Here is a 22758-nt window from a genome sequence, read left to right on the forward strand (position 1 = left end):
TGCCCTACCTATTCGACGCCGAAACGGTAGATTGTCGTCGAGCGAAACACCTCGCCTGCGTGCAAAACGCCATTCCCGAGTTCGGGGCAGTTTACGCCATTCGGATAATCGTGGGTCTCCAGGCAAAAGCCACTGTGTAGACCATACGAACCAGTCTTGCCGGGTTCCCCCTCCTCCATCTGAGCGCTCGTGTAAAACTGCAGGTAAGGCTCGGTCGTCAGCGTTTCCAGCACACGCCCCGTGTGAGGCTCACGCACGCGCGCAACCAAACGTGGCTCTTCCGTGCGCCCCTCGGGCAAAAAGTATCCGTCGCCATGCCCCTGAAAAAGCCCTGTCACACGGTCACTGATAAACGCAGGCTCGCGAAAATCATTTGCCTGTCCATCGACGGAACGCTTCTCGTCGAGCAAGGTCATCTCATCATTGCAGGGAGCATACTCGCTGGCCAGAATTTGCACTTCGTGATCCAGAATCGTGCCTTCTCCCTGCCCCTTCAGGTTGAAATAACTGTGGTTCGTCACCACTAAAGGCGTGGCCTTGTCCGTCTGAAATTCGTAGTCGATGCGTAATTCATTTTCTGGCGTTAGCGCATAATCGACTTGGCATTGCAGATTACCCGGATAGCCGTTCGATCCCTCCGGGTCGGTGAAAGTCAGGCGTAATTTGTCCTGCCCACCGTCACGAATGACTTCAGCATTCCACAAGAATTTATCGAACCCGACTAGGCCACCGTGAAGGTGGTTGGAAAGGTTGTTGATGGCGAGCTGGTAGTCGACGCCATCCAAGGTAAACTTCCCTTTGGTCAGTCGCCCCGCAACACGACCAGTCAACGCGCCAAAATACGGATGCCCCGCCAGGTATCCGGCCAGGTCCGGCTTGCCCAACGCAATGTCCGCCATGACGCCATTGCGGTCTGGCGCCTCAATCGAAACCACGATGCCGCCATAGTTGGTGATCGTCACCTTAAGACCATTGTCGTTAGTCAGCGTGAAAAGTTGCACGTCCTCGCCAGTTGGGAGGACGCCGTATGGGGCGGAAGTTATAGGCATTTTATGTGATTAGCTAACAGGGGCAGAGCTGGAATGTTGGGGTTCGTCAAAGAAAACAAACTTAAGGGACATCCCCGCAACAAAAAAGCCCAGAATGAACATCGCCACGCTAATAGAAGGAATCAACCAGTTCTCAGTAGAGAAATTCATGGCCATGAACACCAAAGCTGTCAGCGGACAAACCATCATAAAAATAGCCGGTATTAAGGCGAAACGATAGCCCAACTGACGATCTTTCAAAAAGACGATGAAGGTAACCAGCGCCAGACCAGCCATCATTTGATTTGTGGCTCCGAAAAGCGGCCAAAGCGCCTGCCAAGCTGGCACTCCATTAAATTCCTGTATCGCAAAAAGCGCAGGCGCGATGATAACAATCAGTGTTCCCACATAGCGCGCCGTTGGCCCCTCCCAACTCAGCATCTCCGAGAGAATGAAGCGCGTCAACCGAGTGCAGGTATCAAGCGTGGTCAGGAGAAACGTGCTGACGGTCAATGCAGTGAATTCGCGCCCCCACTCCTGCGGGACGTGCAAGGCGCTCATGAAGACCGCGGCCCCGTTGGCAAAGATCTGAACCGGCTTCAGTCCCGCAGTCTCAGATTCACTGAGAATCGCAATGCTGGCTAAAGCAAAAACTGCCAATAAGCCCTCAACCAACATTCCTCCATAGGCGACCGGTTTCGCATCCCTCTCCCGCTCCACTTGCTTGGATGTGGTGCCACTGGCAACCAAACTATGAAAACCACTGCAGGCGCCACAAGCCACCGTGATGAATAGCACTGGAAACAGATAGAGTGGATTCGCGCCTCCCGAATTAAACCCCGTAAAGACCGGAGCCTGTAAAGAACGTCCGGAAAACAGGAGCCCCACAATGCCCACCAACATCATTGCATAGAGAAAGATCGAGCTCAGGAAATCACGGGGCTGCAGCAAGACATTTACCGGCAACACCGCTGCAATGAAGCAGTAAGCGACAATGAGCCCCAACCAAATATCTTTAGAGATGCCTGCGGCGGGAAATGCATGCCCCAAATACAACCCGGCAAACGTAAGCGGGATGAACAACGCCAAAGTAATGCCCCAGGGCAATCCCTTCCAGCGCAACACCAAGCCAAAGGCCACGGCGCAGAAAATAAACCAACCCGATGCGGTCGCCACCGACGGGCTCGCGGCAAAGGTTCCTGCCGTCAAGTCCAGGAAAACAATGATCACATAGATCAGCGCCAGCAGCAGGAAGAGGCGGAAAAAAACACCTGTCTGCGGTCCAACAAGCGACTTGGTTATCTCAGTAATCGTTCGCCCACGGTAGCGCAACGACATCAGCAAGCTACCGAAATCATGAACGCCACCGAAGAAGATCGCGCCGACTAGAATCCATAGCCAAGTCGGCCCCCAGCCAAAATACATCGTTGCCAGGATCGGGCCCACAATGGGCCCAGCACCCGCGATCGAGGAAAAATGATGACCGAAGACGATGGATGCCCGCGTCGGCACATAATCAACACCATCGTTCTTTTCGACAGCAGGAGTTTGGCGCGCATCATCGATTCCGCACCGACGGCATAGAAAACGTCCATACAGGCGATAACCAAGCGCGAGAATAACCAGCGAAATCAATAAAATCGTTACCAGCATCAGAAAGGGAGCAACTGAGAAAACTCAGGAGCTTGAGTCATAAAGCTCGCTTATGCCAGCAAATACCCAAACGACCTGCTAGTCTATGCGGTATGAAACCACACTCTGTACAGCCATTCAGTCAGTATAGTACAAAAAAATTTCCCGAGCAAACCCGGGAAATTTTGTTAAGTAATAGAGGCTCCTGACTTAGGCGCTGCGTCGACGGCGGTAGGCAACCAAACCAAGAACGCAGAGGCCTGCAATTGCGGCATAGGTCGAAGGTTCGGGCACTGCGGTGCCGTAGATTTGCACGTTGTCTAGGCTAATGCTCTGGTTGCCTAGGGTTCCAAACGTACCGCGGAACCAGATATCATTGGAACTAGCATCAACAGTGCTGAGTGTGTTCACCTCACCTGTTGCAACATCGATAGTATCGGTGCCTATCGTTACGAAGTCAGTTCCATTCGTGCTGTATTCCCAAAGGACATCATAAGAGGCAGCGCTGCTCAAACCAGCGGCATAGGAGAAGACGAAGTCCGTCATCTCAGTGCCATTTCCGCTTGCATAAAACACAAAGCTCAAGCCACTTGCATCATTAAAAAAGCCATTTTGGAATTGCTGCGAGTATGCGGGATTCAACGAAAGTTGATCACTGATACCCTCTGGGCGCGTAGTAATCTTGGTGTTCAAGGCAACATTCTGAGCGTTCACTTGAATGCTACCCAGAGCGCCGTTTTGAACAAAAGCACTGGAACCATTGGTTCCATCAGCGTAGAATGTGCCATTAGAATTTGCAACACCGTCACCAGTCACGTCGGACCAATTACTTGCGGTCGTCAAAGCGCTGTCTTGGATGTTGGTAAAATCCCAACCAGCCAACAAAAGGCTCGCTGCGCTCGCAGAGCTAGTGAGCGCAGCGGCTGATAATGCAATAATAACAAACTTTTTCATGGAAATATGAGTTATGTTGTTGGACCTGAAGCCGGGAGATTGAACTCCCGACTCACAGGGTAAAGGTTATTTTTTAGAGGTGTCTAATTAACCAGTAACGCTTGCAAGCTACTAGAGGTTGTCACCATTTCCGTTGTCCACGAGGATACCACGAACGTTCATGGCAGTCCAAGAAGTCGTAAACAAGGTGGCAGAAGCATTTTCCGGGAATGCACCGATGAAGTTACCTTCGGTAAAGAAGGTGCTGGTGTAAGGGACCACCGTCGCGCCGCTACCGCTAGAAGCGGAGGTCAGCGGAACTGGGTTAACACCGTTTTGCGTGGTTTGCGCATTTGCGCCAGCGCCAGAGATCAAACCAAAGAGCGGATCATTGGAACCACCGGAACTGCCGATGCGGTTGCCGAAGCTACCAGGAGCACCTACAGGAGGTGTCGAGCCAGATGCGCCAACAACGGTCTGCGCGACACTCTGAAGGCCGATCGTAGCGACACTATCCTCAGCAACATCTACGAACAGAACGCCAGCAAGGTTGAGCGTGCCTGCAGCAACTTGCAGTTGAGAATCAGGTGAAGGGTAACCAAGGGTAACCGAAATGTCATTCACACCACCACCGGCGATGGAGAGACCAGGCTTCGAAGTTGGGCCGTCAAATACGATGGAATTATACAAACTACCACCGAAGCCTTCTTTGATACGCATGAAGCCGTTGTCACCTAAACCAGTTTGGCTGGCATTGCCGGGGCCAAACATGGTGATGTTATAGAGAGTAGGGCTTGAGAAAGGCGAACCCGAGATCGTGTTACCAGCATCTTGACCGTCCCACTCACCGCAGGAGTCGGCTTGAATGTCGGAATTTTGAATTGAACCAGCCATGATGAAACCAAACTGAGCGAATCCAGTCCAACCTTGGTCAACATCCAGACCGTCGTCATTGAAGTAACTCAGCATGAAATACTTAACTCCAGCGGTGCCGCCGAAAATTTCGATGCCGTCGTCACCCGAGCAGTAAATGTCGATGTATTCAAGTTCGGTGCCATAACCTACGCCGCCGAGTGTAAGGCCTTGTTGCTCATCTCCTTCATCGAGGGAGCGACCAGAGTGGCGGATCGACACATACTTCAGGGAGCCAGAGCTGTCATTCGTGTTGCGACCACCATAAGTTACGCGATCATCTGTCAAACCGTAGCCTTCGATGTATGCCAAACCTGCGATACCAGGTCCGGCATCAGGGTCAATTCCTACGTTGGTTGGCGCATATCCAAGCAATGTGACGGCGCCCCATTGATTCACTGCCGCTGCACTACCGACGAGGGGAGGAAGAGGAGCAGTCTTCGGAGCGGCATCTACCCAAGAGTCTGTGCCAGTCCAACGGACCGGAAACTCAACTGTGCCTACGTTAGCAGTAGTAAAAATGATTGGATTCGTGGCAGAACCTACAGCGTAAATTTCACCACCACGGGTAACGCAAAGGCTACCAGGAAAGTCAGTAACGAGCGGAGCTGGCTGACCACGTACGATCACGCCGGGCTCGATCGTTAGCGTAACGCCAGGCATGACGAAGGTGAAACCTTCAAGCACGTATTCGGTGTCAGCAACTGTGCCACTAGTTCCAAGAGTGATGTCCTCAACGATGTTGTAGAGGCCAGTTCCTGTATTAACGACAGCAGAACCAAAATTGGCAGGCGTGATTGCGGTTGTCGCCCAGGCGCTAGCAGCGCTCAGAGAAACTCCCAGAATGATAGTTAGTTTAGTTTTGGACATGTATAGATATGGGTTTTGGTTGAGATTGTGATGATAGATGAACATCATGACGTGGCTGCGACGATGAAGTGTAAATCATGTTACAATTTTCACATTAGAACGTATACTCGATCGCGAATCGGTAGCTTTGACCAATGTTGTAACTGGTTCTGTCGTAAGTCCGATTGATAACTGGGGTGACATACTCAATACCCCGGGCTGTGTTCGTGATGTTCGTAACCTGAAACTTGAACACCAGGTTATCAGTGATGTTTTGATTCAAGGTCAAATCGAGCTGGTAGTAGGATTTTGTATACTGATCTACGCTGTTATCCAAACCGGAACCAACTGCGGTAAGCACATCGCTCTGTGAGAACACCGCTATCGTTATCGCGGTCCCCCAATCGGGTTGATTGAACGTCAAATTCGCATTGACCAACCACTCTGGTTGGTCAAACAAACGGCGATCAGTCGGCAAATTATTATTTCCATAGGGGGGGCCGTCAGTGCCGATCAGAGACCCATTCTGGATGTTTCCATTCGCCGCGTATGTAAAATATGAATCCAATACGTTTTCTGGGAAACCGACCGAAGCATCAATATAAGTGTAGTTGGCTCCGATCGAAAAATACTCCAGCTCTGGCGAAAGAAAATCCAGAGACGTTTGCATCTCAACTTCGATGCCTTTAATACGAGCTGTATTTGGATTATTGAAAAAGGACTGAATAGAACGTCCAGTGACTGAATCTCGTAATACGATTTGCTCAATGGGGTCCTCAATTGTCTTATAGAATGAGCCAAGTGCAATAAAACCTGTATCGAAGTCATATTGGACTCTGACATCAAAGTTCTCGACCTGCGAAATCCCCAAAGTTGGATTTCCTAGAATGGTGTCACCGGTCTCAAGGTTACGTGAGAAATATGGAGACAACTCTCGAAATGAAGGATAGGCGACAGTTTGTGCATATCCCAAACGAACATTCCAATCCTCCAGAAAATCATATGACACAGTTGCCCCAGGCAGAATATAATTTTTATCAATATCCCCCTCAACACTTGCATCTGTAAATCCAATGATTTCGCCATTAGTGGGATTCGTTAATGAAGAACCGCGAGGTGTAGAAGTTAAGAACTGATCCAGCGTGCGTGTCGGCGTCAATTGGGCATTACCAGATGCATTGAACAACACCTTGGTTACTCTTGCTCCACCGGTGAAAGACAAATCATCATTAATGCTGAATTCGCCCATAAAATAGCCCGCAATCTCTTTACGACGCGCATCAGCAAAAGATGGGAAAGAGGTTGTGCCAGCCGAACCAGTGCTGAAAGCATAGTCAAACAGCTCTTCACGAGTGGCGAATCGTGGCGTTACAGAACCGATCGTCGAAACTGCATCAACTTGATCGACATGACGATCTGCAAAAGACCAATAACCGCCTCCGGACACCACAGAAGAAATCCGTTTATTTATATCAAATTCGTAGTTCGCGTCTAGACGGCCCCCATTGGTCTCATCATCAATGCTGCGGCTAGTCTCTGTCAGAATCGGAGGTGTATCGCTGCCTCCAATACCAGCAGCACTGTCATAGAAGTAACCCGCAGGATTCGACCCAGTGCCATTATCGTAAAATGAATTAAATACCGTTTGCTGCGGTAGATCACTAGACGTTTTTGCGTAAGTAACTCCCCAAAAGATAGTCAAATCTTCAGTTTTGGGTTCAAGTAATTCTCCACCAAGCTGAAAGGCGGTAACATTTCTTTGTTCATAAGAAAGAGTATCGCTGCCGAATGTATTGGTGTCGGCATTGCCACGGCCAATAATATTCAAACCCGTTGAACCAGAATTGCCCGAACTCGGCGTGCCAACCCCCCGGTCTGAGTCAGTCAACTGGGTGTTCTGGAAATTAAATTCCGAAGGTAAGTGGCCATTATCTTGTCTTTCCGCAAAGCCGTTGCCGCTCTGACTAAAGAGAAAGTTGAAGACAATTTTATTGTTACCTGCTTTATCAAACTCGTAGCCAAGACCACCGAGCATACCGATCAGCACATCTGCATCAGAACTGGTTGTGTCATAAAGCAGTCCACTCGCGCCCAACTCCCCCAAAAATAAAGAGCCCGGTTGACGAGTCGTATTGAAAGCTGGCACATGGCCAGGAAACCCCGGGGGCACGCCGAAGTAATTACTATTGGTCGCATATCGATTCTGCTGTGTTCCAATTTGGGTGCTGTAAGAGCTGTCATAAGATGCCGACGCAATAAACCCAAGGTTTCTGCCATTGTCCAATTCGTAGGTATTCCCTCCTCCTGCACTGAAGGTTAACCCAATGGGAGGACTCCCCTCTTCTGCAACAACCGACATGCCAGAGATTCGGGCGCGTTGATTTAGAGAAGGATCATCCGGCGTAGTTTGACGGTTTGATTTGCCATTGGCCCAATAGTCTGAGCTGCCAGCGTTTGGATCCTTTAAATACTCATCAGAGAGCGCCAGACTATTGAAGCGAAAGCCAGCCTTACCCCATGCGGTAGGCTCATCGGGAAAAGATTTCGTATTCAGTTCAAACGCAGCACCCGAAGAGTTACTGGGCATATTGGGGAGAAAACTCTTATTGGTAATGACGTTCTCGATGATAGACGTCGGGAACAAATCCAGTTGCAATCCCTGACGAACCGGGTCTGGACTCGGCATTGGTAATCCATTTACCAAAGTACTATTGTAACGATCGCCAAGTCCACGAACCACTGCGAACTTACCACCCACAACGTTGACGCCAGGTAAGCGTTGCACGAGGTCTGACAAGTCCGTTCCACCAAATTTAGCGAAGTCCTCTGAAGAAAGAAAGTCAACCGTGCCAGCAGCCTCACGCCGAAGATCAGCCAGCAAATCGTTTTGGCTACTTAGGGCTTCGGCGCCAATTTCGAATTCTTCCAGTTCAAAGATGTTATCAAGTGTAGGTGGTAATTCGCGCGGCATAGGGAAATCACCACGCGCGGCCTCATTAGGTAAAACCTTCAAATCGCGAATAGCGGAAGAACGATATCCCGACTTTACAAATCGCAGCGTGTAGACACCAGCTGGAACACCAACAAAACGGTACTTACCTTCGTTATTTGTCGTTTCAAAACGATCACGCTCAGCTTCATTGCCTAATTCACGAGCTTCTTCATCTGGCCAAACTAAAAGGACGGTGACTCCACTGACATAGTCACCGCTTTCTGCATCAAACACCTGACCGACAATATTACCCTCTCCTTCCGGAATAGCTTCAGACTCAGCACTAGTCAATGGCTCCTCAGTCACGCCAGCTTCTTCGGCGCTCTCTGCATTCTCAGTGGGCGTCAATGTTTCTTCACCATCATCCTGAGCGCGGACTTCTGCAGTCGACAGCGCACTCACGGCAATCATCGCTAAGAGTAGCGTATTTTGCCGGGGTAGAATTGCCCGTAAGATTACTTGAAAGATGTTAGTCATGGTTAAGAGCTAGCTAATCCGTCCTTCGACTAGATGTTGGCTTGATTTTGAGAGACCGCCTTTCTGGCTTCAGAAATCTGTTTGCTTAAATCTGATTTGAAACGATCAAGGTCTTCAATATCGGTCGCGTCATAGCGCGCAATCAGGCGGCCATTCTTATCAATTAAAGCAACCGTGAATCCCACGGGCTGATGGAAAAACGTATCAACATGGCTTAACGCCAGGAAGGTCGGCATTGTAGGAACCGACACATTATAATCGATGAGCAGCTCGGCCAGACTTGCCTGTTCAGGAGCGTTGAGCGGAATCAAATAGGAACCAACGGAATCAGGCTGCCATTCTTGATAAATTGCCCGATCAAATTGCTGAATCAATTTTTGGTCATCAGCATCTTGAAGGTCTGCATAGGCGATCAGAAAATAATCTTTCCCCGCGATGTCTTCCTGACGGAGTTGGACCCAACCATCCGGGTGATAAAATCGAGTTCCGTATAGCTTGGTAAACAGACCGTGACTGCTCCATGAACGCGTCTTGGAAAGCTCCTCATATTGCTGCTCAAAATCAGTATCATCGAAAGGCAGGCGCTGAATGCCATATCGCCCAAAATCAACCAGCACATTGTTACCCTCCACGCGTAACATCACACCGCGACGACCTGGCTGGAGCACTTTATTGCTATCCTGAAGCTCAAGCGGTTTTTCTAACCGAACAAATGGCGGCCACCATTCAGAGCGTAGTTCTTGTTCGGACACGCTCACATTATCTGCGCCTGCAGCTCCGAGCATAGGCAAAGAGCACCATGCTAAGAACGTATAGAAAAGTGCTTTAGACTTATTCATAATCAATTCCCTCTCATCTGTTGTAGTTCAGCTTCCGTCTTAGCATTACTGACCAACGGCGCTGAACTAACGAGTGGCCCATTGGCTCCTCTTTGCGCGTTGGATTTTCCATCTCCCTGCTTTAATAAAGCCGCTTGATTCATTGCCTCCTCAGCAGCCTCCTCGCGAGCTAACTGCTCAAGTGATTCGGGCACCTCGATGCCACTGCTCCTCAGCATCGGAATGAACTTGGGATCATGCAGCTTTTCCTGTGCTTTCTGACTCAAAGAAGCAAAAGGCCGAATTTTTAAAGCTGACTGATCCTTTCCATCGCCCAAAGCGTATGCTGGAGCTGACGTATCAGAACCACGGGACGATGGATCTAGCGTTGAATTGCCGCTAGCTTCGCTCGCTTCCTCAATAGCCAACCAGAAATAATCATTATTGGTGATATCATGCAATTGAACACGCTTTGATCCTACATCCACTTGCATGAGTCTGTATCGCTCAGTGATCGTTTCATTCTGTGTTAGCAGATGCGATCGATTCGAGTCAGATTCAATGATCAACGCCCAATACTCTGCGTCTATTCGCAGCAGTCCCTTCAAGTGAAAATACTCACTTTTCGCCGATAGAGACACCACCCCGAAGAAACCCCAAAGCAATGCGATCATAGCAAAGGCTTTGGCTCCTCGCGATGTTACAGGCAAACATTTGGACGTGGCAGTAGGCATTTCAATGGAACTAGGAGCGCATTGCCATCTCGACCTTGTCGAGAAAGCGACGGATTCGTTCGTCGTCCTTAATTACAAGCGCACTGCGCAAGAGCTCGGATGCTTCCTTATACTTTTTCGTGCGCACAAGAATTTGCGCATGCTTGACAAGTGCGTTGAACTCAAAATTTTCCAGCTTCTGGGCGCGTTCGAGATACAATACAGCACGCTCGATGTCATCTTGGTCTGCATAGTATTGTGAAATTTCCAACAATGCCTCACCACGCGTACCGTCACGCTCAATGATGGACTCCAACAAGCCAACCGCCTTTTCCTGATCGCCAGAGGCGCGGGCAAGCATCGCCTGAAGAGTCAAGAGCTCCAGTTCCTGATCATTATTAAGCTTCTCCGCGTAAGCAGTTTCCATCTTTGCCAATAAATCCTCAGCTTGACTTTTAGCGCCTGCCCGAAGCATCAAACGCGCTGATCGAACGCCATTGGAGAAGCGGTCTGCACTCGGATTCTTATCGATCGCCGCCTTGTAGGCATCGAGCGCAGCATCGTAATTACGCTGGTTAAAGTAGATATCCCCTAAGAGGTAAAGGCTCTCTTGTTTCGCCTTGCCGAGTGAACGCACCATTTCGATGTTGATCACTGACTTCTCCGGTTGGCCGTGACCAAGGTAAGCATTCGACTGGAGAATCCAAAGCGTCGCGTTGTCAGGCTCGCTTTGGAGCATTTCATCCATCAGGGTAATGACTTCCTCATAACGCTCCGAAGCCAAGAGAGCTTGAGCGAGGCCCAGCTTCCAGTCACGCTTATCCGGCTGCTGCTGAATGGCGTCACGGTAAGCTTCTTCTGCGGACAGATATTTTTCCTGACTCAGGTATGCATAGCCCATCAAGCCGTAGTTGCGACCATCCTGCTCACCAAGTTCAATGGCCCGGCTAAGATGTTTAAGAGCTTCTGCATAATCCTGCTTCTGCACATTGAGGAGCCCCAAATTCTTATGCGCGCGGCGAAAATCTGGGAATTTCTCAACTGCCTTGAGGTAATACTCTTCAGCAAGATCAAGCTCAGATTGCTGGAAGTAAAGATTCGCCAAAACAAACATCAGCGCAGCGCTGGAGTCATCATTGATCTCATCATTTAGACGGGCGGAAGCGGCACGGGCATTAACCTTCATGAGCTCGATTAAGTCTTGCAGGAGCTCGACTTCCTCAGGGCTCACCTTTGGCTCAGCGCCAGAAAGGAACCCATAGCTGCCAACGAAACGCTCGGCCCATTCCGGGTCGTTGAAATTTGGCGCGGCCGCAGAAAAATCAATGCTGGTCTGGGCAGCAAGGCCTGCCGGAATTGCGGCTAATAGAAAAAGTATATGCTTAACTTTCATGATCAAAAAAGTGCTATTTAATACGAACAGGAATCGGTAAGTTGGCTTTGGCTTTGGTGGGTCGACCTTGATAGGTGGGCGCTGAGAATTTTCGTTTTTTCACTTCCGATAGAATAAAGTCATTGAATTGAGGAAGGTCCGATGAAGAGATCTCCGCCTTGGTCACATCCCCCTCTTCGCTAAGTTCAATGTAAACAATGACTTTCCCGCTAACGGCCTTCTTACGGAGACGGGCTGGAAAATCGAATGGTGTGCGATCAAGCAGGCGCGGCATTTGGTCCAGGTCGGAAAAATCAACCAAGTCTTCTGTGCCCAGGGATTCCTGGCTCGTGTTAAAGGTCGGCATATCGAAGTCGCCCGCTAAGCTTCCACCCGTGCCTGGATTCAAAGCGATTTCCAACTGATCGAGCGAAATTTCGGGCGGCGGCTCCTCCATCTCGGGCGGCGGTTCTTCCTCGGGTTCTGGCGGCTCAGGCGGCTCTTCCAGCTCTTCTATTTCAGGCGCAGGGAACGCCATGACGGGCTCAGAAATTTCATTTTTCGCCGGCTTGGTGATGCCCACCAAAGGCGCTATCGCCATGAGCACAAACAGGCCAAAAGAGAAAATCGAGCCACAGACCACGCCAAGTGGCAAATCGCCACGGGCTGTTGGGATACGGAAACTTACGTAGGGCTTATCCGACATAGTTAATCCTTAAACGTTGATACGCTGATTTTTTTAGCGCCCGCGTTTTTAACTTCAGACCACACTTTGGAAAAGGTGCCATGGTCCGCCAAGCTGTCGGCCTGGATGATTACCGGAATGTCGTTTTGTTTGATCTGTTGCTTTACTTGACCAGAAACGCCGGAGATGCCGATTTCCTTCCCTCCATAAACCACACGGTTATCCGAAGTGATTGCGATGATGATACTGTTCTTTTCGAGATCTTCATCAGTAAGTGCGGGCGGCTTGTTAATTTCGACACCTGGCTCCTCCACGAATACCGTGGTGACGATGAAGAAGATCAGCAAGATGAAGATACAGTCGATCATCGGTGACAGATTGATCTCTGTATCCTGTTCTGGATCGTCGTTGATGCTGCGTCCGGCCATAAAATTAATTCGTAGTGGTAAAGCTGAGTTGCTGTGCTCCCGCAGAAGCTGCTTGGTCCCAAACTGAAATGAAAATGCCATGCGCGGCATTTTCGTGGGAGCGGATCATGACCGGAGTTACCGAGTCCTTCATTCCCTTCTTCACAACGTTCTTCACTTGGCTGATCGGGATTTCCTGGCCTTCAAACACAATCTTGTTGTTGGCGGTGATCTCAATCATCACGTTGTCATTTTCTTCGTTGTTATTTTCCGGATTCGCAGATGCATCGGGCTTATTGACCTGCACCCCCGTTTCCTCGACAAAGACCGTGGTGACGATGAAGAAAATCAGCAGAATAAAGATACAATCGATCATCGAAGACAGATTGATCTCCGTCTCCTCGTCGGCGTCATTAAGTAAGCTACGGCGTGCCATGATTTAATCGATTTTAAGTTCGGAAAGCGTCAGACACTCCAATCGGGTAATATTGGCTTCTAGGTTATGCTTCTGTCGCTGAATGATCATCACGATAAAGAGACCTGGGAGCGCGATAATCAGTCCTGTCAGCGTAGTTAACAGGGCCTCTGAAATACCTGAAGCGACAACGCCAGCCGTCTCACCACCTGCGCTGGTGGCCAAACCGAGGAAAGTTTGCAACATTCCCATAACGGTTCCCAAAAGTCCCAACAGAGGCGCTGTGGCGACGAGCGTGTTTACAAAACGCACACGGCGATCAACCAAATTCAGAAGAGCCATGCGAACCTCATCAAAACGATTGCGCACCTGCTTAGCCGAAGTCGTATCCGTCTGCGTGTAGCGGATTATCTCACCAACGCGACCTTCCGCCTTTTCAGGAAACAGAACCCACTCGCCCCACTGATACTCGTTGCGTTTGCTTAAGCTGGAGCGTCGCACGTACAAGATGAGCTGAAACGCTTGTGTGTAGAGAAGACATGCAAGCAGGAACAGTGGGATCATCACAATGCCCCCGCTAGCCCATACGCCAATGATCTTCTCGATGGTGATGCCGCCTTCCATAATTTCGGGCTTCTCGGATTAACTGTCCTTCTTGTCATGACGGCGAGCCATGACGCCGTTGACAAAAGCGACCGCACCTTGCTCAAGTAAACCAAGCTTGCGTTTCGCCATGCGTGACAACATGCCGTGCAGAATCAAAGTCGGGATCGCGACAATCAAACCCAACGCGGTGGTGACAAGCGCCTCGGAAATACCAGAGGAAAGGCTCTTTGCGTCACCGGTGCCAAAAATCGTGATCAACTGGAAGGTTTTGATCATACCGATAACGGTGCCCAAAAGTCCCAAAAGTGGTGCAGCCGCAGCGGTGATTGCCAGGAATGGCAGAAAGCTTTCCAAGGTCGGACGCGCCTTGAGAATCCGCTCGAACATCATCTCTTCGAGGATGCCGCGCTTTTCTTCAGCGTTGATTACACCGGCGGTCAACATCTCACCAGCTACGCCGCCCACGCTGCTCGCCTTGTCTTGAGCAGACTTGGAGTCACCTTTATCAAGGTCAGAGATGATAGCATCAATTTCATTAGGCTTAGCCACTTTGAAGCTAAAAATCTGGAAGCATTTAAACAGCGCCAGGAGAAGGCCAATGATGCCTAATGCAATGATAACAATGCCAACTTCACCGCCGTCATCAATGTATCCCTTAAGCGTCTTTCGCGCTTTGGCGACTTTCAGCGCCTTGCCGAGAGTGGAGTCAAATGGCAGCGCCCCGGAGCCGCTATTCACAGTACTCGAGATGGCGCCATCAATGTTATCAGGTAAGTCCACGACTACAGGATCTGCAGCGTTGAGTTGGGTTTCAACTAGGCCATACACGGCTCCATCTTTACTAGAGAAGTACACCGTTGGTCCCATCGTGATGAATTTGCCATCCACCAGGATGCCGTCCGGACTCAGCGCCGCGCCCTCATAACCGTGACCACCAATAAGGTTGCCGATACGGCTCATCGCGCTGTCAATGACGTCGGTCTGTATTGCACGCTTCTCTTCAGAGCTCAAATTTACGTTCTTCGGGGCAAGCTTAGCTGAGTTAATGCCTTCTTCGTAAATGGCCAACTCACTGATGTTAATCCGACCCTCGAATTCATTAATGAACTCGTTCAAGCGGTTGTTAATAAAGTCCGCTTGGTCTTTCATTTGGCCGACTTGACGCTCAAGGCTGGACAAGTCAATCGAACGACTATCCTTGATTTTTAACAAACGATCACGTTCACGGCGAAGCTCTAGAACTTTGCTTTCCAGTTCGTTGACCTCCTTCGACAGGGGAATCTTATCCTTCGCGATCTCGCTGCGAACTTCAGCCAACTCCTTCAGAGAGGCATCCAGCTTTTGTGAGGCGTCAGCGGAAACTTGCTGAAAATCTTGGGCCGCCAATGGCGAAATCAACAGGCTGGCAAAGGCCAGCGGTAGCGTAATTGCATGCTTCAAGTTCATGGTATGAAGTATCGGTGTAGGCGGTTAAATTACTTGATTTGAATAGGCAGTTGGACGAATTCAATGACGTCAGTATTGCCTTCATACATGTCCATGAATCGCTTGGCGTCGCCCGCGATAGAATTGTCTTCAGTCCACTGCCAGCCATCCTGCCCAGGCGTGCCGAAACCAGCTACTTTGCCTTGGGAATCTACATAGATGGCAAAACCGAGTCCCCAATAGAGGGTCAGCACTTGGATCTGCTGGTCGCCAACTTTCCGCGTTTCACCGTAGAAGTTAGCCGTGCTGTTAAATTTTTCGGCTTGGCCAAGAATTCCGAGGATGTTCACCAAACGCTGGCCAAGCGATAGAGTCGCTTCCTCTGGGTTCTCTGGAATACGAACAATCAAAGGCTCCAGCTTCTTTTTCAATGGCTCGGGGAATTGTTGCACCAACGAAAGGAGATCAGCCTCCATTTCTGCGATTTTCTGAACCATCGCAGTATCGGCGCGTTGCAAATTAGCGCGTTCGATCAGCAATTCGTTGCGCATTTTGTCAGACTCCGTCGTTGAGTCCTCCAATTCTTGAACCTGCTCCTCCAAGCTAGCAGCCTGTGCCGAGAGCAGTTCGCTGGTCGACTTCAGGAACTCCTGCTCGACTTCCCAGTCCGACTTTTCCTCGGAAATGATTTGGCGCGTTTCCACCCATTTGGCCATAGTTGCCTTGGCGTCAGCCACGGGATTCTGCTGCCCAGAGAGGGTTGCCACTCCCGCACAGCAGGAAAAAAGAGCGATGGCGGTTAACCGAATGTTCATGTCTAATAAATTGTTCGTAGATTGAAGCCCAACGTAGAACAGATTTAACCGCCCTTGACTAGAGGTTGGTTGTTAAACTTATGTCACACTTTACATTCAGGTTACGGTATCGCCATATTACCGTAACATATGCAAATACAGTGCAGATTTGGCGCGGAAAGGGCGCCCTCCTTAAGGACTTTGGGCCTCGAAACTTTAAACCCGTACATGCAGAAACCCCGGAGCTCCTGTCCGGGGTTTCTTGTGTATGTTTCTACTACTTAGCTGCTAACTTTAATGACTCCTTGATAAAAATCATTCACCTGGAGGCGGCGGAGGCATGTCCTCCAAATCTGCGCTGCGAGGCGGGCCTTGACTGTGATCAGCCGGGCCATGCTGACCACCCTTGGGAGCGCCTTGGCGTCCCCCCTGGCGCTGCTGGTTGCGCTGCATCATCCGGCGCGCCTGCTGTTTTTCCTCGTCGCTAAGGATGCCGTCGCCGTCCTTGTCGAAGCGCTCAAGCAGCTTGGCTTCGCGCTCGGCGACAAAAGCGTCGTACTGGGCGCGTTCTTCGGCCGACAGAGCGCCATCGCCATCGGCGTCAAAACGGCGGAGGGACATTTGCTCGCGATGGTATTCCCTGGCGGCTTCACGCTCGGATTCGCTCAGCTTGCCGTCGCCATCGGCGTCAAACTTGGCCAGAATGTCTTCGCGGGAGGGGCGTTCAGGACGTTCGCCTTTTTGTGGGCCATGTGGTCGAGCATTTTCGCCCGCTTCATCCATCGGCGGGGGCGGCAGATCGCCATCGCCCAAGGCGGCCGATTCGGCATGAGCCAGTCCCGTGCTCAACACGGCGCTCAGAAAGAGGTATTTAATAGATTTCATTTCGCTTTACTTTGGTTAAATTTCGAGGTGGTTGATTTAATGAGTTCAACCGAGCACGAAGCCAAAAGTTGCGAAAAAATTTGCTGAGAGAGTGATTGAAGAACGGCATAAGCCTGTATTGAATTGTTGATCAGATGTTTGAAGTCACCTTCAGCGACCAAAGTATGGCGATGCTCAACCGGCTGGATATCACCATCCAAATGCCGATCATTGAGCGTTTCAGCAGCCTCACCAGCAAAGACCTGACTGCTGGCGGTGACGACGTGGGCAAGTTCGAGCGCGGCGGCAAAAGCTACTACCGCCTGCGGGCGGGCGAATACCGGATTTACTTTGAAATCGTAAACGACAGCCGCCTGCTCAGCCACTACATCATTCACAAACACACCCTGGCCGATTTCATTTTCCGCTTCAAACTGCCTTACCACGAGGAAACGCTCGTCGAGCAAAACCAATCGTTCTGGCAATACGTGGAGAGCCTCACCCGCCACCAACAGGATAAAATCCCGGAAGAACACACCCCGCCCTCAGGCAATGCCTAAGACGCCCCCGAAAGAATCCTCCAGCCAGAACGAGCTGCCCTACCGCGATGTCAATGAGGCTGCGCGCATTTATCTGCTGCCCAACCTCTTCACCGCTGGCAACCTGCTCTTTGGTTTCCTCGCCATCATCTGGTGCATTCGCGGGCGCTACGTCGCCACGGATGACAGCCAAATCGCCGATTACTTCACCGAGGCCGTTTTCTTCATCCTCGGCGCTGGCGTGTGCGACATGCTGGATGGCCGCGTAGCCCGCCTGGGCGGGCGCGAGTCGCTGTTCGGCAAGGAATTTGACTCCATCGCCGACATGGTCAGCTTCGGCATGGCGCCTTGCCTGATGATGTTTTTCCTCATCCTCAGCCCCACAGAAGACTGGGAATTCTTCCGCCAAATCGGCTGGCTTATCGGATTTATCTACCTGCTGTGCGCCGGCATCCGTCTGGCCCGCTACAACATAACGACGAACCCCTTTATCCCCGGCATTGAGAAGCATGCTGGATTGGGCGATTTCCAGGGCCTCCCTGCCCCCGCCGCCGCTGGCATGGTGTCCACAATTGTCCTCGTGATGCTCAACTTCGAGTTCCCCCGCGGTTTCTATTTATTCCTGCCGCCTTTGATGCTGCTCATTGCCTGGATGATGGTCAGCAATGTTCGCTACCCGAGTTTTAAGCACCTGGGCTGGCAGACGCATCTGCGCATTCAGCACTTCGTTGGGCTGATCATCTTCGTGATGCTGCTGATCTTTTTCTGGCGCTTCTCCTTTGCCCTGCTGTTCATGGCCTACCTATTCTTCGGCCTGATTCGCCACTTAAGGACACGCAAGACCCTCGGCGCCCAAGACGACGACAATGCCTGATGCGCGACCACCCCTGGCCGACCAGGCGGATCGCGACCGCTTCACCGACGAGCTGGACCGAAATTTCACGGTAACCGCCCCTGCAGGCGTTGGCAAAACCACCGCCATCGTCAGTCGCGTCGTCAATCTGGCCAAGGCCGACGCCGGTCGTGAACACCCCGCCCTTCCCCGCCTGGCAGTCGTCACCTATACCCGCAAGGCAGCTGATGAAATGCGCCGTCGCACGGCGGACAAGCTGCACGAAGAGCACTTGGGCCCCGAAGTGCTCTCCCGCTTTAACCAAGCCTTCTTTGGGACGATTCACAGCTTCTGCCTGGAGCTCCTGCGCACCTTCGGGCCACTGGCTGGCCTGGCGCCGCAATTCGAGCAGGCGGGCAATCTCGACGCCCTCTGGCGCGACTTCCGGCGCAGCAAAGACAGCCTCCTTGAATGCCTGGACGATGGCCCCCGCGAAAGCCTGGAACGCCATGGCTCACTCAGCAGCTTGCTGACGCTCGTATCCAAGTTTGGTCCTCAGATTCCGACACCGCCCCCCCCTGGCCCGGCGCCCATGGTCGACCTGACTCCCATTCTCACCTTTCAACCGCCCAATAAAAGAGGCCTCAAAGGCATCGAGGAAGGCCAACGTCTGGCTGCCAATTGGCAAGAAGCCTACCAAAGCGGCGACCCTTGCCCGCCCCTCGACTTCGATAAAGGCAGCCAGGAATTTAAAGAAGAATGGAATCGCGCCTGGGCGCCGCTCAAGCGCTGGCTCGGCGAAGCCTACCTTTACGTCGCCGCCCACCTGGCCCGGGAATTCCGCGCCTTCCGGGTCGCCAGAGCGGAAATCAATTTCGACGACCAGATTGCCCTCGCCGCCGAACTGCTCAACCACCCCGCCGCCGGTCCCGCCATTCGCGAACAGGAACGCCTGATCATCCTGGATGAAGCTCAGGACACCGATCCCCTGCAATTCGCGGTGCTGCTCAATGTGGCTGGCAGCCAATGGACGCCCGGGCAGCCCATGATGGAATCCATTGGCCCGCCCCCCGGCCGCTTCTGCATGGTCGGCGATCCGCAGCAGTCCATCTACAGCGAGCGCGCCGACCTCCCCACCTACCGCTCGATACATGAGGGCATCGTGCTGCTCGACACTGCCGAAGCATTGAGTTTCACGGTCACCATGCGCTGCGACGAGCAGATTGTAGACGCCGTCAACCAGTTCTTCCCCAACATTTTACGCCGCGAGGATCAGCCTGGTCAGCAGGCAGCGTTTGTGCCATTGCACGCCCGCCCCGACGCCGGGCCCGGTCGCTTTGAGCGCCTCACGTTGAAGCCTGGTGAGGAAGATGACGCGCCCACCTCCGCCAATAAAGATTCCCTTCACGCCGAATCAAACGCCTTGGCCCAGTGGCTGCGTAAGATCGGGCGTAGCGGCTTGGGCGTTCGCGACTGGAGCGAAGTGGCCATCCTCGCGCCACGCAATGACTGGGCTGAATCCCTGAACCACGCCATCGAGCTCGCGGGCCTGCCCGTGCAGTCTCATTCTCGCCGCATCAAGCGCGCTGGCGATCCCGTCTGGGCTTGGTCGACGGCGCTCATCCGCGCACTCGCCCAGCCCGAGGACGAGTTCGAGCTCGTAGGCGTGCTGCGGGAAATCTTCGCCTTGTCCGACAGCGCAATCGCCACCGTGAAGCAGACAGCGGGTAAATTTGCTGACGCCATTGAGACGCATCAATCAGCGTTTGCGGAGAACCCAGCGACGCGACCGGTGATCGAGACACTCCTGACCTTGAGCGCAGTCAGGAGCGACATTCAGGACTTGGCCCTCGGCGATGCGTTTCGCGTGGTCTGCCAGCGCTTGCAACTCCGCGAACGGCTCACGGCTCTGCCCGAACTGGAGCACAGCCGCATCGACGCCACCCTCAAGCGCATTCAGGCCAACGCCTTGCAAGCCGAAGAGCACGGCGACGGCCTGGCCGACTGGTCCCGCAGCCTCATCCAATCCCTCTTGGACGACTTGGAAAGCGACGACCCCGCTCCAGGCCACATTCAGCTGTTGTCCTGCCATAAGTCCAAAGGGTTGCAATGGAGCGTCGTCATCACGCCGTTTCTGCACTATCGCATTTCGCGCCGACCTCAGAATTTCCCACGCTACTATCCGGCCACTCGCGCTCATGACGAATGCGTCGCCTACGATAAAAGCTGCGACCTGGTGCGCGCCGAGCTGGCCGACCAAGACTTTCGCGAGGAAACCGAACGTCTCGCCTACGTCACCTGGACCCGCGCCCGACGCCGCGTAATCATCGTCGACGCCAAAGCCTTTTACCAAAAGCCAGCGCCATCAATGAGCTGGGCCGAGCTTTGCCACACCAGCGGCCAATCTACCAATGCCCAGGCTTGGGTCAACTTGCCCGAGTTCGAATCCTGCGACGATGTCCTCGTTAACAATGGACCAGCAAGCGCCAGTGACGCCCCCCCCTCAGCCAGCCCCTCGTTTTTCCATATCCCAGCTCGAGCGACGGCGCTCCAAATCGCCTCCAGTCAGAATTTTCCACAGCGCATCTTACCCAGCAGCCTAGCCAACCACAACGCCGCCTCCAGCGATGAACCGACCGGGCACGCCCGCGACGAAAGCGACTGGCGCGCCGAGCCCGGCTACCCCGAAACCCAAGACGGCAGCAGCGCACTTGGTGGCGCCGACTACGGCAACTGGTGGCACGGCACGCTGGAACACGGCCCGTGGGGCCACCCCATGGAAGCCTGGGCCGCCCACCAGGCCGCCGCCCTGCCCCACGCTCCCAACCCACAACGCGGCGCCGATGAGCTCGCCGCCCTTTTTGCCACGCCGGAATTCCAGTGGCTCAACAGCCCTGATCGCCAGGTCCGCGCGGAGGCCTCACTGTTCTGGCCGGACTCCTCGCGCGCCCCCGATGAGCTTGAACTCGGCCTCGGCATCACCACCGCGCCCGCCCAATTCGCTTACGACGGCTTCATTGACCTCCTCGCTTACGACGCCGAACGCGACGCCTGGCGCATAGTTGACTGGAAGACAGATCGCATTTTCAAAAATGCCGCTCGCGAGCTGCGCGCCTGCTACGGCCCCCAACTCGCTGCCTACGTCGAGGCGCTCGGGAAAATGTTCTCCCGCCCCGTCGAAGGCTACCTCTACAGCACGCGCGCCGCCCGATGGATCAAGCTAAACGCCTAAACTTCAATCAACACGCCCCCCTGTTATCCCTAAGGCCTATTCTGTCTATTTATAGTGAAAATGTTCCAATCACGCGAAGGATGGGCGTCTAATATTTCTTAATTGAAAAATTTGCTTTCCTGTCACAGGAACTACCATTGAGATTCACTCCCTATGGCCAGCTTGAAAGATATAGCCGATGAAGTAGGCGTCTCAGTCTCCCTCGTTTCCAAAGTGATCAATGATAAACTGGGCACCACCGGCGCCCGGAAAGAATTGATTGAGGCGATTAAAGCCAAAGCCGATGAGCTAGGCTACAAGAGGAACTTTAACTCCATCGCCCTACTCGCTAAACGACAGGGCGCTTTCGCTGTATTCATGCACCGCATTGGAGCCAAGGGCGCGATGCTGACCGAAGACAGCTTGGAAGGCATGGCCGAGGCTGCGCATCAAAACAATCTGCGCATGATGCTGAATTTCGTCACCGAATACGACGACTACATCAGCCGCCTGGAAGGCCTGCACACCGGCATGGTCGATGGCGTGCTGCTCAGTGGCGTTTTCCACATCGAAGCCGTCCCGCAACTACTCAAACTTAGAAAAGAAGGCCTGCACCTCGTGAGCACCTTCAGCAAACCGATCCACGAAAGCATCCCCAATGCAGGCCTCGTTGAGGAAAACACGTCTTACATCAGCGCCAAGCATTTGATCGAGCAAGGTTGCCAGAACATCATCACGTTCGACACCATGCCCATACGCACCCAGGGCTATCGCCGCGCCCTGCAGGAAGCCGGCATCGAAGTCAATGAGCGGCTAATCCTGCCGATGCCCCAGATGCAGGCCGGCTACCACAGCGCGACGGCCCGCGGCGCCCTGATCGGAGCCCTGGAGTCCGGATTGGAAATCGATGGCGTGTGCGCGCAGTCCGACAGTCAGGCGGTGGGCGTCATCAACGAACTACTCAGCCGTGGCGTCAAAGTCCCAGACGACGTAAAGGTGACCGGCATCGATAATTCCCCATTCTGTGAATCCTGCAGCGTTGCACTCACCAGTATAGACCAAAAATTTGCCCAGCGTGGTCGCCTCGCGGTTGAAATGCTGGAAAAGCTAATTGAAGGTCAGCCCGTTGAATCCTTCCAACTCGAGCCTGAGCTCGTGGTTCGCAAGTCGAGCGAGGCCTAGTGTGGTGTCAGCGAAGTTCGCTGCATAAATACTGAACCTTACCGAGGATCAGATCTGCGTCCGCTGTCCACT

The 22758-nt window shown here is 52.6% G+C and carries 19 protein-coding genes; 4 read left to right on the top strand and 15 right to left on the bottom strand.

Annotated features, from left to right (window positions below; genetic code table 11):
* Window positions 1–8 precede the first annotated feature (8 nt).
* From RBB63_RS18715 to RBB63_RS18785, 15 genes are all read right to left on the bottom strand, one after another.
* Window positions 9–1049 (bottom strand): aldose epimerase family protein, encoded by a 1041-nt coding sequence (locus RBB63_RS18715; RefSeq protein WP_309386559.1) that lies wholly within the window; start codon window positions 1047–1049, stop codon window positions 9–11.
* 9 nt (window positions 1050–1058) lie between these two features.
* Window positions 1059–2681 (bottom strand): carbon starvation CstA family protein, encoded by a 1623-nt coding sequence (locus RBB63_RS18720; RefSeq protein WP_309386561.1) that lies wholly within the window; start codon window positions 2679–2681, stop codon window positions 1059–1061.
* 189 nt (window positions 2682–2870) lie between these two features.
* Window positions 2871–3614, bottom strand: coding sequence for a PEP-CTERM sorting domain-containing protein (locus RBB63_RS18725; protein ID WP_309386563.1), 744 nt, complete (start codon window positions 3612–3614; stop codon window positions 2871–2873).
* Window positions 3615–3725: 111 nt separating this feature from the next.
* Window positions 3726–5375 (bottom strand): hypothetical protein, encoded by a 1650-nt coding sequence (locus RBB63_RS18730; RefSeq protein WP_309386564.1) that lies wholly within the window; start codon window positions 5373–5375, stop codon window positions 3726–3728.
* Window positions 5376–5469: 94 nt separating this feature from the next.
* The gene (locus tag RBB63_RS18735; RefSeq protein WP_309386567.1) at window positions 5470–8823 is read right to left on the bottom strand and encodes a TonB-dependent receptor; all 3354 of its coding nucleotides are present in this window, start codon (window positions 8821–8823) and stop codon (window positions 5470–5472) included.
* Between the two features lie 29 nt (window positions 8824–8852).
* The gene (locus tag RBB63_RS18740; RefSeq protein WP_309386569.1) at window positions 8853–9662 is read right to left on the bottom strand and encodes a hypothetical protein; all 810 of its coding nucleotides are present in this window, start codon (window positions 9660–9662) and stop codon (window positions 8853–8855) included.
* A 2-nt stretch (window positions 9663–9664) separates the two neighbouring features.
* Window positions 9665–10315 (bottom strand): hypothetical protein, encoded by a 651-nt coding sequence (locus tag RBB63_RS18745; protein WP_309386570.1) that lies wholly within the window; start codon window positions 10313–10315, stop codon window positions 9665–9667.
* Between the two features lie 70 nt (window positions 10316–10385).
* Window positions 10386–11747 (bottom strand): tetratricopeptide repeat protein, encoded by a 1362-nt coding sequence (locus tag RBB63_RS18750; protein ID WP_309386571.1) that lies wholly within the window; start codon window positions 11745–11747, stop codon window positions 10386–10388.
* 13 nt (window positions 11748–11760) lie between these two features.
* Window positions 11761–12432 (bottom strand): TonB family protein, encoded by a 672-nt coding sequence (locus tag RBB63_RS18755; RefSeq protein ID WP_309386572.1) that lies wholly within the window; start codon window positions 12430–12432, stop codon window positions 11761–11763.
* Window positions 12433–12434: 2 nt separating this feature from the next.
* The gene (locus tag RBB63_RS18760; protein WP_309386574.1) at window positions 12435–12839 is read right to left on the bottom strand and encodes an ExbD/TolR family protein; all 405 of its coding nucleotides are present in this window, start codon (window positions 12837–12839) and stop codon (window positions 12435–12437) included.
* Between the two features lie 4 nt (window positions 12840–12843).
* Complete coding sequence (locus tag RBB63_RS18765; RefSeq protein ID WP_309386575.1) at window positions 12844–13254, bottom strand: ExbD/TolR family protein; 411 nt, start codon at window positions 13252–13254, stop codon at window positions 12844–12846.
* Between the two features lie 3 nt (window positions 13255–13257).
* Complete coding sequence (locus RBB63_RS18770; RefSeq protein WP_309386576.1) at window positions 13258–13857, bottom strand: MotA/TolQ/ExbB proton channel family protein; 600 nt, start codon at window positions 13855–13857, stop codon at window positions 13258–13260.
* An 18-nt stretch (window positions 13858–13875) separates the two neighbouring features.
* Window positions 13876–15285 carry a MotA/TolQ/ExbB proton channel family protein gene (locus tag RBB63_RS18775; RefSeq protein WP_309386578.1) on the bottom strand — a complete coding sequence of 470 codons (1410 nt, stop codon included), beginning with the start codon at window positions 15283–15285 and terminating at the stop codon, window positions 13876–13878.
* A gap of 29 nt (window positions 15286–15314) precedes the next feature.
* Window positions 15315–16079: a DUF3450 family protein gene (locus RBB63_RS18780; RefSeq protein WP_309386579.1), complete on the bottom strand. Its 765-nt coding sequence runs from the start codon at window positions 16077–16079 to the stop codon at window positions 15315–15317.
* Window positions 16080–16373: 294 nt separating this feature from the next.
* Window positions 16374–16943: an EF-hand domain-containing protein gene (locus RBB63_RS18785; protein ID WP_309386581.1), complete on the bottom strand. Its 570-nt coding sequence runs from the start codon at window positions 16941–16943 to the stop codon at window positions 16374–16376.
* Between the two features lie 134 nt (window positions 16944–17077).
* Here RBB63_RS18785 and RBB63_RS18790 point away from each other — a divergent pair, with 134 nt between their 5' ends.
* The 4 genes from RBB63_RS18790 (at window position 17078) to RBB63_RS18805 (ending at window position 22686) form a co-directional block, all read left to right on the top strand.
* On the top strand, window positions 17078–17482 hold the full coding sequence (locus RBB63_RS18790) for a type II toxin-antitoxin system RelE family toxin (protein WP_309386582.1): 405 nt from the start codon (window positions 17078–17080) through the stop codon (window positions 17480–17482).
* The gene (locus tag RBB63_RS18795) at window positions 17475–18335 is read left to right on the top strand and encodes a CDP-alcohol phosphatidyltransferase family protein (RefSeq protein ID WP_309386584.1); all 861 of its coding nucleotides are present in this window, start codon (window positions 17475–17477) and stop codon (window positions 18333–18335) included. Before RBB63_RS18790 ends, RBB63_RS18795 begins: the two co-directional genes overlap by 8 nt.
* Window positions 18328–21525, top strand: coding sequence for a UvrD-helicase domain-containing protein (locus RBB63_RS18800; protein WP_309386585.1), 3198 nt, complete (start codon window positions 18328–18330; stop codon window positions 21523–21525). Before RBB63_RS18795 ends, RBB63_RS18800 begins: the two co-directional genes overlap by 8 nt.
* Window positions 21526–21678: 153 nt before the next feature.
* Entirely contained in the window at window positions 21679–22686 is a 1008-nt protein-coding gene (locus RBB63_RS18805; RefSeq protein WP_309386587.1) for a LacI family DNA-binding transcriptional regulator, read from the top strand.
* The last annotated feature ends 72 nt before the right edge of the window (window positions 22687–22758 follow it).

The sequence above is a fragment of the Cerasicoccus frondis genome, from assembly GCA_031296915.1.
Lineage (GTDB): Bacteria > Verrucomicrobiota > Verrucomicrobiia > Opitutales > Cerasicoccaceae > Cerasicoccus > Cerasicoccus frondis.